We start from the raw sequence: 12460 nt of genomic DNA on the forward strand, positions 1-12460 counted from the left end.
GCCCGCGTGGACTCCTGCCCAGTCCACATTTTCCCGTGTTCGCTTCCAGTAATTTATCTCCATCGGAGGAAAGGTATGTTGCCGATTGAAAGACAGCAAAGAATAATTAATGAGATTAATATTAATGGCCGGGTAATTGTCTCAGAACTGGTTACGCTGTGTCAGGTTTCACAGGAAACTATTCGCCGGGATTTAAGCCTGCTGGAAAAGCGCGGTTTATTACAGCGCAGCCACGGCGGTGCGGTTTTGATAAAAAAACAGAGCACCGGCACGGCGGGAAATAACAGAATCGCTAAAGAGAACGAATTATCATTCCGGCAGCGTATTAATGAGCACGCTGATGAAAAAATGATCATCGCCAAGCGTGCGCTCGACTTTATCAGCCCCGGCGACTGCATCCTGCTGGACAGCAGCACCACCTGCTGGTATCTGGCGCGACAGCTGCCGGACATTGAATTAACGGTATTAACCAATTCGCTGCGCATCGTGCAGACGCTGGCAGCACGCGGCAGTATCCGCACAATCTGTCTGGGTGGAGAATATTCCGATCGCGATGAAGATTTTCACGGCGTGGTGGCTGAACAGCCGCTGCGCGAATTTCAGATTAATAAAATATTTTTTTCCTGTAGCAGTCTGGGTAACGACGGATATTTACGCGAAGGCAATGAGAATAATGCGCACCTGAAACAACAGATGCTGCTGGCCGCAGAAAGAAAACATCTGTTAATGGATGGCAGTAAATTTCTGCGTCCCTCTTTTGCCCGAATCTGTCATTACCGTGATGTCGATTTTCTTATTACCGACCAATTAAAAGATAAAGAGCTTGAGCAGGAACTGGCATGGAATGGTGTCAACGTCATTGTCTGTGCTCAGCGTTATCAATCCATGCAGCTAATTAAAAATTAACCAGGAGTCTGTATGAAAAAACATCTTATCGCCTGTTCTCTGCTTGCCCTGTTTGCCGCCTCTGGTGCGCAGGCCGCCGATAAATTACGTATGGGTATTGTGGTCAAGATAGGCGGTATTCCCTGGTTTAATGCCATGGAAGCGGGCATTAAAAGCGAAGCCGCCAAACGTGGTATCGATGCGTGGATGGTGGGGCCCACCGCCGCTGACCCGGCGCTTCAGGTGCGTGCCATTGAAGATCTGATTGCGCAAAAGGTCGATATCATCGGCGTCGTGCCTAACGACCCGAAAGTGCTGGAGCCGGTGCTGAAACGGGCGCGTGACGCGGGTATCGAAGTGATTACGCATGAGTCACCCGGCCAGCAGGGCGCCAACTGGGACTTCGAACTGGTCGATGCGACCACGCACGGCATCAACCACATGAAAGCCCTGGCGAACTGTATGCACGACGAAGGCAAATATGCCATGTACGTCGGCAGCCTGACGGTGCCGCTGCATCAGCAGTGGACCGACGCCGCACTGACTTATCAGAAAGAACATTATCCCAAAATGCAGCTGGTCACCGACAAATTTGGCGTCGGCGAATCGCTGGATGACTCCATCCGTACCACCAATGAGCTGATGTCCAAATATCCCGACCTGAAAGGGATCCTGGCGTTTGGGTCACAGGGCCCTATCGGCGCCGGACGTGCGGTCATGAACCGTAAAAAAATCGACCAGGTCTGCGTCATTGGCTCTTTCAGTCCGGGCCAGGGTGCCTCGCTGGTGCAGCGTAACGCCATCAAAGGCGGCTACATCTGGAACCCGCAGACTGCCGGCGAAGTCTTTGTCCGCATCGCCGACATGATGCAGAAGAAAGAGCCAATCACCGACGGCATGACGATTGAGGGACTGGGCAAAGTCAAAGTGGATGAAGCCACCCACACCATTCTGGGCAACAGCACCGAAAGTCTGGACAAAGACAACCTGCCGAAACTGGTCAAAATGGGGCTCTGATATGCAAGAGGTCATTCCACAGACACTGATTGCGCTCGAGAATCTGTCGAAAACATTTGGTGGTAACCGCGCGCTGAGCGATATCTCCCTGACCCTGCTGGCAGGCGAAGTGCACTGTCTCGCTGGTACCAACGGCTGTGGCAAGAGCACTCTGATCAAAGTTATCTCCGGGGTGCACGCCCCGGACAACGGCAGCCGCATCACCCTGGGCGACGGCCCGACGCTGCCGCGCCTCACCACCCGGCAGGCGCGCGACTTCGGTATCCAGGTAATTTATCAGGATCTGTCGCTGTTCCCCAACCTCAGCGTGGCAGAGAACATCGCCTTTGAGCATAACCTCAACGGCCTGCTGCGCTGGCACCACCGCGCCCGCCTGCGGGAGAGCGCGCGTAATATTATTACCGAGCTGAAGTTTGACCTCGATCTGGATGAGAAGGTCGCGGCGCTCTCTATCGCGCAGCGTCAGCAGGTGGCGATCTGCCGTGCGCTGGTCGCCGATGCGCGGCTGGTGATTATGGATGAGCCGACCGCCTCGCTGACCCGCACCGAGGTCAATCAGCTGCTGCGTACCGTGCGCTACCTGAAGGACAAAAACATCTGCGTGGTGTTTGTCAGCCACCGGCTGGATGAGGTGCTGGAGATCTCCGACCGCGTCACGGTGATCCGCGACGGACGTAAGATGGGCTGCTGGCCTGCCCGGGAGATGACACCGCACCATCTGACGGAACTGATGACCGGCCTGAAACTCGACTATCAGCTGAAAGCACCAACGCGCAACGGCGATCGCGCCATTCTGGAGATCGAATCGTTAACCCGCGCCGGGCAGTATCACGACGTTAATTTCAAACTCTATGAAGGCGAAGTGCTGGGACTTTGCGGCCTGCTCGGTTCCGGCCGCACGGAGCTGGCGCTGTCGCTGTTCGGCATGACCCGTCCCGACAGCGGTAAGATCTGGCTCGACAGCAAGCCTGTGCGTTTTCGCGGCCATGAGGATGCGATCAAGGCGGGCATCGGCTACGTCTCCGAAGATCGACTGACGCTGGGCCTGGTGCAGCAGCAGTCGGTGGCGGACAACATGGTGCTGCCGATCCTCGACAAGCTGCAGAACCGCTTTCACCTGATCGATGAGTACCGCAAAAACAAGCTGATCCTGCAGTGGATCCAGCAGCTTGGCGTGCGCGTCGCCGATCCCAATCTCGCCATCTCCACCCTCTCTGGCGGCAACCAGCAGAAAATTGTACTGGCGAAATGGGTGCTGACCCAGCCGCGCATTCTGATCCTGGACTCCCCCACCGTCGGCGTCGACGTGGGTGCCAAAGCCAGCATCTATCAGCTGATCCACGAGCTGGCGAAAGAGGGGCTGTCGATCATCCTGATCTCCGATGAGGTGCCGGAGGTCTGGTACAACTGCGACCGGATCCTGCACTTCCGCGATGGCACGATCCATGCCGAATACCAACCCGATAGCGTCGAACAGCAGCAGCTGGCGGAGGTGATCAATGCCTGACTTTTCCCGTTTCCGTCCGCACTCCAGTCAGGGCTGGCTCGCCTGGGTGCTGCTGGCGTTCATTCTGTTTTTCTCGGTCGCCAGCGACCAGTTTCTTACCATGCAGAATCTGCTGGATCTGGCCGAAAGCTACGCCGTCACCGGCATCTTCGCGCTGGGCCTGTTTGTGGTGCTGGTCACCGGCGGGATTGATATCTCGTTTGCGGCCGTCGCCTCGGTGGTGCAGTACCTGCTGGCGTCGCTGTTTGTGCAGTTCCAGTTCGACAATGCGCTGCTCAGCATTCTGCTGGCCGTGATGTGCGGCACGCTGTTCGGGGTCATCAATGCACTGCTGATCACCACGCTGCGGGTAGTCTCCATCATCATCACCATCAGCATGCAGTCGCTGCTGTTCGGGCTGCTGATGTGGGTCACCGGCGGCCGCAGCCTCTACTCGCTGCCGGAGTGGTGGATCACGCTGCGAAACGTACTGCCGTTCAGCTGGCACGGTGACAGTTTTCAGATCGGACTGCCGCTGGTCACCATGCTGCTGATTGCCGCTGTCACCGCGCTGCTGCTGAATAAAACCAACCTTGGACGCCAGCTCTACGCCGTTGGCGGGGATGCGGAGTCGGCCCGCCGTATTGGTATCCGCGTCGGCCTGATTCACGTATTCGCTTACGGCTGGCTGGGCGCGATGGCGGCGATTGGCGGGCTGGTACAGGTTTATCGCATGGGCGAGGTGGTGCCCAACGCGCTGGTTGGCGGCGAACTGGACGTGCTGGCCGCCACGGTGCTGGGCGGTGCCAGCCTGATGGGTGGCAAAGGCACGGTGAGCGGCACGCTGATGGGGGTCTTCCTGATCGCCATCCTGAAGAACGGCCTCAACCTGGTCGGCGTCTCGAACTACTTCATGAACATCGTGGTAGGCGGCGTCATCATGATTGCGATCGCCGTGACCCACTACAAAAAACGCAAAGAAACTGACGTCAGTTTCGTGTGACCGAGGGCACTGATGATGAAATCACTGACTGCACTGCGACCCGATGGAACCAACATTGGCCTGATGCTGCTGATTGCACTGGCGCTTGCCACCTTTACGGTCATGCTGCCGGGTCGCTTCCTGACCGACTCCACCTTTATGAGTATGGCGTTTCAGCTGCCGGAACTCGGTTTACTGACGCTGGCAATGTTTATCGCCATCCTCAGCGGCGGCCTGAACCTTGCGATTATCGCGACCGCTAACCTTACGGCGCTGTTTATCGCCTGGACGCTGATGAGCGCCCTGCCCGCCGATGCCGGAATGGCGCTGCAGCTGCTGTGGCTGTTTATTGCCATCCTGGGCGCCATGCTGATCGCGGCTGCCATTGGTGTGGTAACCGGGCTGATGGTAACGCGGATCGGCGCACACCCGATTCTGGTGACGCTGGCAACGATGATGACCCTGAACGGCATCGGAATCTGGCTGACCCACGGCGCGGCCGTCAGCGGTATGCCGCCAGTGGTGCAGGCGCTGGGTGCCGACACGCTGCTGGGTATGCCGCTGCCGCTCTGGGTGTTTCTGGTTGCCGCGGCGCTGCTGGCGCTGTTCCTCGGTAAAACCCGCGCCGGTAAATGCATCTATATGGGCGGCAGCAACATCAACGCCACCTGGTTCAGTGGGATCAATACCCATCGCATGGTGATGCTGGTCTATGTGATCTCCAGCCTGCTCTGCGTACTGGCCGGGCTGATTATGATGGCGCGCTTCAACTCCGCCCGTATGGGCTACGGCGACGCCTATCTGCTGCTGACCGTGCTGGCCATTATTCTCGGCGGCACCGATCCCAACGGGGGCTTTGGTCGTGTAACCGGCGTGGTGCTGGCGCTGATTGCGCTGCAGGTGCTCTCTACCGGTTTCAATCTGATGAACATCAGCCAGCACGTCAGTCTGGCCATGTGGGGCGCGGTGCTGATTGTGGTGCTCGCTTTCAAACAATTCAAAACCCGATTCAACGAACACCGTGCCGTAAAGCTCAGCAGGCTGGCCGCGGTGCTTAATCCTCTGCCTGAAAAGAAGGAAGTATGATGCGTACTCAAATCTCCCCGTCACTGATGTGTATGAACCTGATGGAGATCAAGCACCAGCTGCAGGTTCTCGATTCGCGCGCTGACTTTCTTCATGTGGATATCATGGATGGTCACTACGTTAAGAACATCACGCTCTCTCCTTTCTTTATTGAGCAGATCCGTCCCTTTACCCGCGTGGCGATCGACGTGCATCTGATGGTGGAAGAGCCCACCAATTTTATCGAGGCGGTCGCCAGAGCGGGCGCGGACTATATCTGTCCGCACGCGGAGACCATCAACCGTGATGCGTTTCGCGTCATCAATCTGATCCGCAGCTTTGGTAAAAAGGTGGGCGTGGTACTGAATCCGGCCACCCCGGTTTCCTACATCCAGCACTATATCCATCTGCTCGATAAGATCACCGTGATGACGGTCGATCCCGGCTACGCTGGGCAGCCTTTTATTCCGGAGATGGTGGAAAAGGTGCGTGAGCTGAAAGCGCTGAAGGAACAGCACGGCTATCACTACCTGATCGAGATTGACGGCTCCTGCAACACCCGCACCTATCACCAGCTGATCGGTGCGGGCGCGGAAGTGCTGATTGTTGGCACCTCCGGTCTGTTCAACATTCATGACGACTTAGCCACCGCGTGGGAGATGATGCGCGACAGCATTGATGAGGCCCAGGGGCTGACGCAGGTGTCCGCATGAGATCACGCTGGCTCGGTATCGATATCGGCGGCACCGGTACCCGGCTGCAGCTGATGGAAGAGGGAGGCGTCTGGAGCAGCTTTCGCAAGGTGCCTACCGCCAGCTGGGCGCAGCATCCCGATGCGCTGCAGGCGCTGGCACAGCTGATTGACGAAACACTGGAGCAGCAGCCGGTCAGCGGCATCATGCTGGGGCTGCCCGGCATCCTCAGCCGCGATCGTAAACAGGTGATCTCGCTGCCCTTTATTCAGGCGCTGGATCATCAGCCTGTAGCGGCGCGTCTGACGGCGCAGCTCGGCGTGCCGGTGGCGATGGACAAAGATGTGAACCATCTGATGCTGTGGGACCTGTTGCAGCTGGAGCAGCTGCCGGATAACGCCGTGGGCCTCTACCCCGGCACCGGGATGGGCAACAGCCTGTGGCTGAATGGTCACTTTTATCACGGCGAGCATGGCGGTGCAGGCGAACTGGGTCATATCCCGGTCGCAGGAAACGATCTTCCCTGCCCGTGTGGTAATCGCGGCTGTGCGGAAACCCTGACCTCGGGCCACTGGCTGAGTCACTGGGCTGCCCTGAACGCCGCTGACACGCCTATCGCCGCGCTGTTTACCCGTCATGGGGAGCAGCCGGAACTTCAGGCGTTTGTGCGACGGCTGGCGCAGCTGATTGCCACCGAGATGAATATACTCGACCCGGAATATCTGATCCTCGGCGGCGGCGTGCTGGCGATGGCGGATTTTCCACTGGCCCTGCTGCGCAGCCAGATCCAGCAGCATCTGCGGCCACCGGTCACACGCGAAAACCTGAAGATTATTTTCAGCCACTCAACCGACTACACGGGCTGTCGCGGTGCCTGTCTCGCCGCCGAACGCCTGTTCAGGAGCGCAGGATGAAAGGAAAAGTGTGTGTTTTCGGCTCTTTTAACCTCGATGTTGTGGCTGTAATGCGTCGCTTTCCGCTACCGGGTGAGTCGCTGACGGCGCATCACAGCATGATGGGCGCGGGCGGTAAAGGCGCGAATCAGGCCACGGCGGCGCTGCGCGCGGGCGCGCGGGTACACTACATTGGCAAAGTGGGTAACGACGATTTCGGCCTCTTTGCACGTCGTCATCTGGAAAAAACTGGCTTTGACGCTATTACGCTGTTTACCTGCAAGGAGAAGCCCACCGGCAACGCGCTGATTTACGTCGCAGGTGATGATGCGGAAAATATGATTTCGGTCTATCCCGGTGCCAATACCACTGTGACTGCCGCAGAGGTGACGCGCTGTCAGCCGACGGTCGCCGCCGCAGATATCCTGCTGGTGCAGCTGGAAAATAACCTCAGCGCCATCCAGCGTATGATCGATAACGCCCGTGCCAGCGGCACCTTCGTAATCCTCAATCCGGCACCGTGGCAGAAAGTCAGTGATGCACTGCTGGCAAAGGTCGATCTGCTGACGCCTAACAGTACCGAAGCGACTCAGCTCAGCGGCGTAACCGTCACCGATTTCGACAGCGCACGCCGCGCCGCCGCGGTGCTGCATCGGAAAGGGGCGCGTCAGGTGATCATCACACTGGGCATCGCGGGCGCCCTGCTTTCCACGCCTGACGAGCAGCAACGCATTCCGCTCTTTCCGGCGCAGCCGCGCGACACCACAGGCGCGGGTGACGCATTTAACGGCGCGCTCGCCGCCCGGCTCGCTTCCGGTGACGACCTGCCGCAGGCAGCGCGCTTTGCTGCGGCGTTCGCCTCACTCTGTGTCGAGCGCGCTGGCGCGGCCGACTCTATGCCCTCCTATGCCGAGGCGCTGGCACGGCTGCAGGCGCATCCGGAATGCATCGTCGAGCCGATTGAGAGTCTCACCGCCTGAGGCAGAATGCCCGCGTCTGCGGCGATGTCATCTGAGCATGCCCTGCTTTACGGTAACGTTCAGCAGGGCAATCTGCTGAGTGCGATTGCCTGTCAGCACTGCATCAGGGCATCTGAGCGACCGCGCTATGCTGAGGTGGATTTCTCAGCGCGGTGCACCAGGCCCCGGCGTGCGTGAATAGGGCGTGGCACAGGGCATCACACGCCTTCTTCCTTTCAGGAATCTATCTCCTCATCTTTATAGACGCCCACACGCTTACCGTTCATGGTCAGAATGAGCCTGGCTGTTTCAGGGTCGCCTTTGTGCAGACGGTCAAACAGATTCTCGAGCAGTACTGCCGTGAGGTAATCACTGTTCGCCGGAGAACAGAGGTCAAACTGAATGCCGGCTTCACTGAACCGCTTATCCGCCTCACGTTCGGTCTGATGAATAAGCTCAACAGTGTCGTTGATCAGTTTCTCAACATAGAACGTAATCGTCTCACTGATAATTTTCTTCTCTGCATCACTAAAAGATTCACTCATCTTACGCCCCCTCGAAGCCCATTAATTTATAACGGTAATTATCAATGCTGTCAGAATTCACTGCGTTTTAATATATAAGACTCAGCCTTCTCGCTGTTAAACACACTTCTGTTACACCGAAACCATGAAAAAAATTCAAAGTTGTTTTTCACTTGCAACTTTTTCATGGTTTTTCTTTTGTAATAACTGACATTCTGCTCGGTTATCTGCATGAAAAGCGAGATATCTCTGGGTTTCATGCCGGTCATAAGAAACCAGATGATACAGACCTCCTGGCTTTTTAAACGAATTTCAATTCCGGCGGTGTTAATAACGCGCATTGTATTCTGCTCTGCTCTTTCAGGTAAAAACCTTTCTGGTTGCATGGGTTTTAGTCATTCTTATAAAAAAGTAAACCCATCTTAAGAAAATCTGACTGCAGAGCATCTTAAATTTTATTTACTTTAATAACCCATGAAAATCTCTTTGCATTCAGTGGCTTAAGTTCTTAATTTACACGCGGCCGCCTATTGCTTTCGGGAAGGCCAGAGCATAAGGCCGGGTAGATTTCTCAAAATATTTACTTTTTTCATTCGGATGGATTATAAATAATGGTTAAGAATTTTCTTAGACATACAGTGACAGCGATAACGATAACTAAAACGCCTTTTACAGAGCGTTGTTTTAATCACCTGCCAGGGCTTTAATAAAAATGAAACGCATTTACATTATTGGCGATAACGTCAAATTTATCCTTTCTGAAAAATGTCTGGTCAGGCTGGACAATGACAATAAAGTCAAATTGAGGGCATCCGCCGCCTTTTGCCTGTTATTACTGCTTGAAAATCATGGCAAACTGGTTACACATGATGAGCTTTATAAATTTGGCTGGGAACGCTTTGGCATGACCGCCTCCCTGAATGTGCTGCATAACACGATTTTCTATTTACGAAAAATGCTGAACCAGGCCGGGGATTTTGACAGTGGTATTATCGAAACCATTCACCGGCGTGGCTTTATCTTCAATCTGCAGGTTTCTGTTGCGCTGACCTATATCCAGATGGATACACCTGAAGAAGAAGAAACGATGCAGGTGGAGGAGCAGGATCAGGACAGTGATGAAGCGGAGGGCTTTCTGTTCTCAGCACCGCATGACATGGCTGAGCAGGAAAACAGCAGCGCCTCACGCGAATCGAAGGACCAGGATACGTTCAAAGAAATCCGCCCTGCTCCCCGTCAGGCCGATGAGACAGAATCAAAGGCTAAATCTGAGATGAAAAACAGCAGTGAGACATTCAGCAGTCCGGGCCTGACTCAGCCCAAAGTGATTGCGATTAATTATTCAGCCTCTGTCAGGCCATCAGACCATTCGTCCGGCACGGTGCGGCCTGATAAGCGCGCAGGAATGTTCCCGTGGCCGCGCTATGTTTTACTGCTCAGCCTCCTGCTCATCGTCACCTGTTCACTGATAAGTTTCTATTCCCTTTCGCCTGGAAATTATGTCCATACCGGGAAACTTGGAGCCTGCGAGGTTTATCAGAATAACCGTGCCTACGATTTCAAAAAACTGAAACTGGTGGATTATCTCAGCCGTTTTTGTAAAGAACCCAGGGTGCTTTATCTGACCAATTATCCCTATAGCAACAAGGTTTCAGCAATAAACTGCCGTGAAAAAATTTCTCTGTTCTCAGATGATATCTGCTACTCAAACTATTTTATTTATAACGACACTGGTTACAATTATGATTAAAAGGATCCTGTTTACTTTGACCGTCGGTCTGGCCGTCACACTGACCGCTTTCACCCTCTGGTATAAATATGGCATCGCGTCCGGTTTTTCCTGCACCGGGAACGTTAATTTTCACAGAGAAGCCGGTATTATGCGTCTTTCAACGAAACTGAACATCGATGAAAATAGCGGAACGCTCGCAATGAACGGTTTTGTGACGCGCTCAGATGGCGTTCGGGAGAATGTTAACCGGACGGTAGTGTTTACCAGTCATCACGTCGGATCCCGATATACCTGGGTTTCCGACGAGGTCCTCGCTTCTATAGATGATAAGCTTTCACCTGAAACGTCGAATGCATGGTTTCCGGCATTTTATCGTCAGCCAAAAAGCAGGATTGAACTTTTTATTTCCCGGATCAATATTAAATCGGTAATGCTTTCCGGTGAATTTATTCCTTATTATGTCTGTACGCAACGGCACTGACGCTTCCGCCATTAACGTAATTTCAGCGGGATGAAATGCGCCCTGCACTCATCCCACTGTGCGAAAGATGCCATGCCGATGCACTTTTTACTTCTCTTAACTACTCCATAATCACTTACAAGACAGTCACTTAGAGAGCTTAAGAGTTTTCCAGTTCGCCCGCCGGTTTAAAAGAAACGCTGCATTTAATTAAAATTAAAAACAACTAAATTTTAATTAATATGACACCCTCCCGATTTTTGTTTAAATTTCATCGCAACTTAGCAGCCTGGCAATGCCCCTGGCGAACGATATCATGCCAGCTTCTAAGTTTGCATAGACATCTCTGAACCGCATCAACATCATTCTGAACAAAACAGATGGGTAAAGGATGCGTTGTCATGCCATGTCATGCAAAACAACCTGCTTAAACGCCAGCTCACAAGCGTGTTTAATAAAAACCGAAAGGAATAAAAAATGAATAAAAAGTTCAGCATGAGTCTGTCAGCATTACTTCTTTCAACGGTCATCCATACCGCCTATGCCGACGACAATACTATCGTCTTTAAAGGCAAGGTCAACGATGCCGCCTGCCTGGTAAATATCGGCACAAACGGACGCCTTGAAGTCGATATGCCGGAAGTGCGTTCAGCGGATTTTGGCGCTAACGTCGGCGCTATCAACCCTAATAGCTGGAAACCATTTACCATTTCACTTACGGACTGCCGTAAAGCGACTAAAAACAATATTAAAATTTCTTTCCAGGCTGCTCAGCCAGATGGAGATTATATCGGTTTAACGGGTGCTTCACGGGCTAAAGGCGTAGCTGTCGTGCTTGCAAATCAGAATAAAGAGGTCCTTACCGGTAATTCGTTTAGCAATGAAATGCGTGCCGGGGAAAATGCCTTTAATTTCCAGGCAGGTCTGGTCAGAACGATTGCTGATACCGTTGTTCAGGATGCCGACCCTATTCCCGGTATTGTTCCGGGCGATGTCTATGCCGAAGCGGCCGTCAACGTAGAATATTACTAAACCCACAGGGGCTGCCCAGCCCCTGGATTCGGAGATTTGCAATGCGTTTTTTAATTGGCTTAATTTTTGCCACCCTCACCTGGGGTTGTCAGGCCAGCATCAGTCTGGGCGTGACGCGTGTCGTTTTTAATGAGGGCAGCAAAGATGTGACCCTCTTTGTCAGAAACAGTGCCAGCGAAACCCCGTTTCTGGTGCAGTCCTGGATAAGCGACCCGGCGAAAAACGATAAAACAACCGATCAGTTTTTATTGACGCCCCCGCTATTTCGTATGGGGCCGGGTGAAGAGAATCTGCTGCGGGTCGTTGACACCTCCTCCGCGTTACCGACTGACCGGGAGAGCCTGTTTAAAATTAACGTCAAAGCGATTCCGCCAGCACCCGATAAAGATAAATCAGCGAACACGCTGCAGATTGCAATTAAAACCAGCATCAAGCTCTTTTACCGCCCGGCATTTATGAAAAAAATGAAGCTGGAAGATGAGGCGGGAAAAGTCACATGGCGTCAGTCGGGAGACACAATCACACTGATCAACCCTACGCCGTTCAATATCGCTATCACCAGAATAGACGCTGATCATGTCCAGACAGCGGTGTCACAGAGCAATCTGCCGGCAAAAGGCGAGATGACCCTGAGCACCCAGAAGAAAAATATCAGCGACATCGGAATTGAATATATCAATGACTACGGTGGTGTCGTTAAGACAAAAATAAAGAAAGAATAGAAACGTTACCG

General features: G+C 53.8%; 14 protein-coding genes and 1 pseudogene. 13 read left to right on the forward strand and 2 right to left on the reverse strand.

Annotation, left to right across the window (positions count from 1 at the left end):
• Positions 1-75: 75 nt before the first annotated feature.
• From ACLHDD_RS10965 to ACLHDD_RS11000, 8 genes are read left to right on the forward strand one after another with little or no spacing between them, the layout of a single operon-like run.
• Positions 76-906, forward strand: a complete 831-nt coding sequence (locus ACLHDD_RS10965; protein WP_427104139.1) for a DeoR/GlpR family DNA-binding transcription regulator — start codon at positions 76-78, stop codon at positions 904-906.
• Between the two features lie 12 nt (positions 907-918).
• Positions 919-1902 (forward strand): substrate-binding domain-containing protein, encoded by a 984-nt coding sequence (locus ACLHDD_RS10970; protein ID WP_427104140.1) that lies wholly within the window; start codon positions 919-921, stop codon positions 1900-1902.
• Between the two features lies 1 nt (position 1903).
• Positions 1904-3409 (forward strand): sugar ABC transporter ATP-binding protein, encoded by a 1506-nt coding sequence (locus ACLHDD_RS10975; protein WP_427104141.1) that lies wholly within the window; start codon positions 1904-1906, stop codon positions 3407-3409.
• Positions 3402-4391: an ABC transporter permease gene (locus tag ACLHDD_RS10980; RefSeq protein ID WP_313655385.1), complete on the forward strand. Its 990-nt coding sequence runs from the start codon at positions 3402-3404 to the stop codon at positions 4389-4391. The genes ACLHDD_RS10975 and ACLHDD_RS10980 overlap by 8 nt, the downstream gene beginning before the upstream one ends.
• Before the next feature lie 15 nt (positions 4392-4406).
• Positions 4407-5456 carry an ABC transporter permease gene (locus tag ACLHDD_RS10985; protein ID WP_427105200.1) on the forward strand — a complete coding sequence of 350 codons (1050 nt, stop codon included), beginning with the start codon at positions 4407-4409 and terminating at the stop codon, positions 5454-5456.
• The gene (gene alsE / locus ACLHDD_RS10990) at positions 5456-6148 is read left to right on the forward strand and encodes a D-allulose 6-phosphate 3-epimerase (RefSeq protein ID WP_427105201.1); all 693 of its coding nucleotides are present in this window, start codon (positions 5456-5458) and stop codon (positions 6146-6148) included. The genes ACLHDD_RS10985 and alsE overlap by 1 nt, the downstream gene beginning before the upstream one ends.
• Entirely contained in the window at positions 6145-7041 is an 897-nt protein-coding gene (alsK, locus tag ACLHDD_RS10995; protein WP_427104142.1) for an allose kinase, read from the forward strand. Before alsE ends, alsK begins: the two co-directional genes overlap by 4 nt.
• Positions 7038-8000 (forward strand): ribokinase, encoded by a 963-nt coding sequence (locus tag ACLHDD_RS11000; RefSeq protein WP_427104143.1) that lies wholly within the window; start codon positions 7038-7040, stop codon positions 7998-8000. Before alsK ends, ACLHDD_RS11000 begins: the two co-directional genes overlap by 4 nt.
• 215 nt (positions 8001-8215) lie before the next feature.
• Here ACLHDD_RS11000 and ACLHDD_RS11005 read toward each other — a convergent pair whose 3' ends face one another.
• Positions 8216-8524 (reverse strand): hypothetical protein, encoded by a 309-nt coding sequence (locus tag ACLHDD_RS11005; protein WP_427104144.1) that lies wholly within the window; start codon positions 8522-8524, stop codon positions 8216-8218.
• A gap of 50 nt (positions 8525-8574) precedes the next feature.
• Positions 8575-8889: a LuxR C-terminal-related transcriptional regulator gene (locus ACLHDD_RS11010; RefSeq protein WP_427104145.1), complete on the reverse strand. Its 315-nt coding sequence runs from the start codon at positions 8887-8889 to the stop codon at positions 8575-8577.
• Positions 8890-9215: 326 nt separating this feature from the next.
• Here ACLHDD_RS11010 and ACLHDD_RS11015 point away from each other — a divergent pair.
• The 5 genes and pseudogenes from ACLHDD_RS11015 to ACLHDD_RS11035 form a co-directional block, all read left to right on the forward strand.
• Positions 9216-9515, forward strand: a pseudogene (locus ACLHDD_RS11015) (winged helix-turn-helix domain-containing protein); the annotation flags it as partial.
• Between the two features lie 48 nt (positions 9516-9563).
• Positions 9564-10253 (forward strand): hypothetical protein, encoded by a 690-nt coding sequence (locus ACLHDD_RS11020; RefSeq protein ID WP_427105241.1) that lies wholly within the window; start codon positions 9564-9566, stop codon positions 10251-10253.
• Positions 10246-10716 (forward strand): hypothetical protein, encoded by a 471-nt coding sequence (locus ACLHDD_RS11025; RefSeq protein WP_427104146.1) that lies wholly within the window; start codon positions 10246-10248, stop codon positions 10714-10716. The genes ACLHDD_RS11020 and ACLHDD_RS11025 overlap by 8 nt, the downstream gene beginning before the upstream one ends.
• Positions 10717-11172: 456 nt before the next feature.
• The gene (locus ACLHDD_RS11030) at positions 11173-11727 is read left to right on the forward strand and encodes a fimbrial protein (RefSeq protein ID WP_427104147.1); all 555 of its coding nucleotides are present in this window, start codon (positions 11173-11175) and stop codon (positions 11725-11727) included.
• Between the two features lie 41 nt (positions 11728-11768).
• The gene (locus ACLHDD_RS11035; protein ID WP_427104148.1) at positions 11769-12449 is read left to right on the forward strand and encodes a fimbrial biogenesis chaperone; all 681 of its coding nucleotides are present in this window, start codon (positions 11769-11771) and stop codon (positions 12447-12449) included.
• The last annotated feature ends 11 nt before the right edge of the window (positions 12450-12460 follow it).

The organism is Pantoea sp. NSTU24 (assembly GCF_050157905.1).
In the GTDB taxonomy this organism is placed as follows: domain Bacteria; phylum Pseudomonadota; class Gammaproteobacteria; order Enterobacterales; family Enterobacteriaceae; genus Pantoea.

Excerpts from the sequence above, each read along its gene's own strand:
- ACLHDD_RS10965 (WP_427104139.1), top strand. The coding sequence starts at position 76 with ATGTTGCCGATTGAAAGACAGCAAAGAATAATTAATGAGATTAATATT.
- ACLHDD_RS10970 (WP_427104140.1), top strand. The coding sequence starts at position 919 with ATGAAAAAACATCTTATCGCCTGTTCTCTGCTTGCCCTGTTTGCCGCC.
- ACLHDD_RS10975 (WP_427104141.1), top strand. The coding sequence starts at position 1,904 with ATGCAAGAGGTCATTCCACAGACACTGATTGCGCTCGAGAATCTGTCG.
- ACLHDD_RS10980 (WP_313655385.1), top strand. The coding sequence starts at position 3,402 with ATGCCTGACTTTTCCCGTTTCCGTCCGCACTCCAGTCAGGGCTGGCTC.
- ACLHDD_RS10985 (WP_427105200.1), top strand. The coding sequence starts at position 4,407 with ATGAAATCACTGACTGCACTGCGACCCGATGGAACCAACATTGGCCTG.
- alsE (WP_427105201.1), top strand. The coding sequence starts at position 5,456 with ATGCGTACTCAAATCTCCCCGTCACTGATGTGTATGAACCTGATGGAG.
- alsK (WP_427104142.1), top strand. The coding sequence starts at position 6,145 with ATGAGATCACGCTGGCTCGGTATCGATATCGGCGGCACCGGTACCCGG.
- ACLHDD_RS11000 (WP_427104143.1), top strand. The coding sequence starts at position 7,038 with ATGAAAGGAAAAGTGTGTGTTTTCGGCTCTTTTAACCTCGATGTTGTG.
- ACLHDD_RS11005 (WP_427104144.1), bottom strand. The coding sequence starts at position 8,524 with ATGAGTGAATCTTTTAGTGATGCAGAGAAGAAAATTATCAGTGAGACG.
- ACLHDD_RS11010 (WP_427104145.1), bottom strand. The coding sequence starts at position 8,889 with ATGCAACCAGAAAGGTTTTTACCTGAAAGAGCAGAGCAGAATACAATG.
- ACLHDD_RS11020 (WP_427105241.1), top strand. The coding sequence starts at position 9,564 with ATGGATACACCTGAAGAAGAAGAAACGATGCAGGTGGAGGAGCAGGAT.
- ACLHDD_RS11025 (WP_427104146.1), top strand. The coding sequence starts at position 10,246 with ATGATTAAAAGGATCCTGTTTACTTTGACCGTCGGTCTGGCCGTCACA.
- ACLHDD_RS11030 (WP_427104147.1), top strand. The coding sequence starts at position 11,173 with ATGAATAAAAAGTTCAGCATGAGTCTGTCAGCATTACTTCTTTCAACG.
- ACLHDD_RS11035 (WP_427104148.1), top strand. The coding sequence starts at position 11,769 with ATGCGTTTTTTAATTGGCTTAATTTTTGCCACCCTCACCTGGGGTTGT.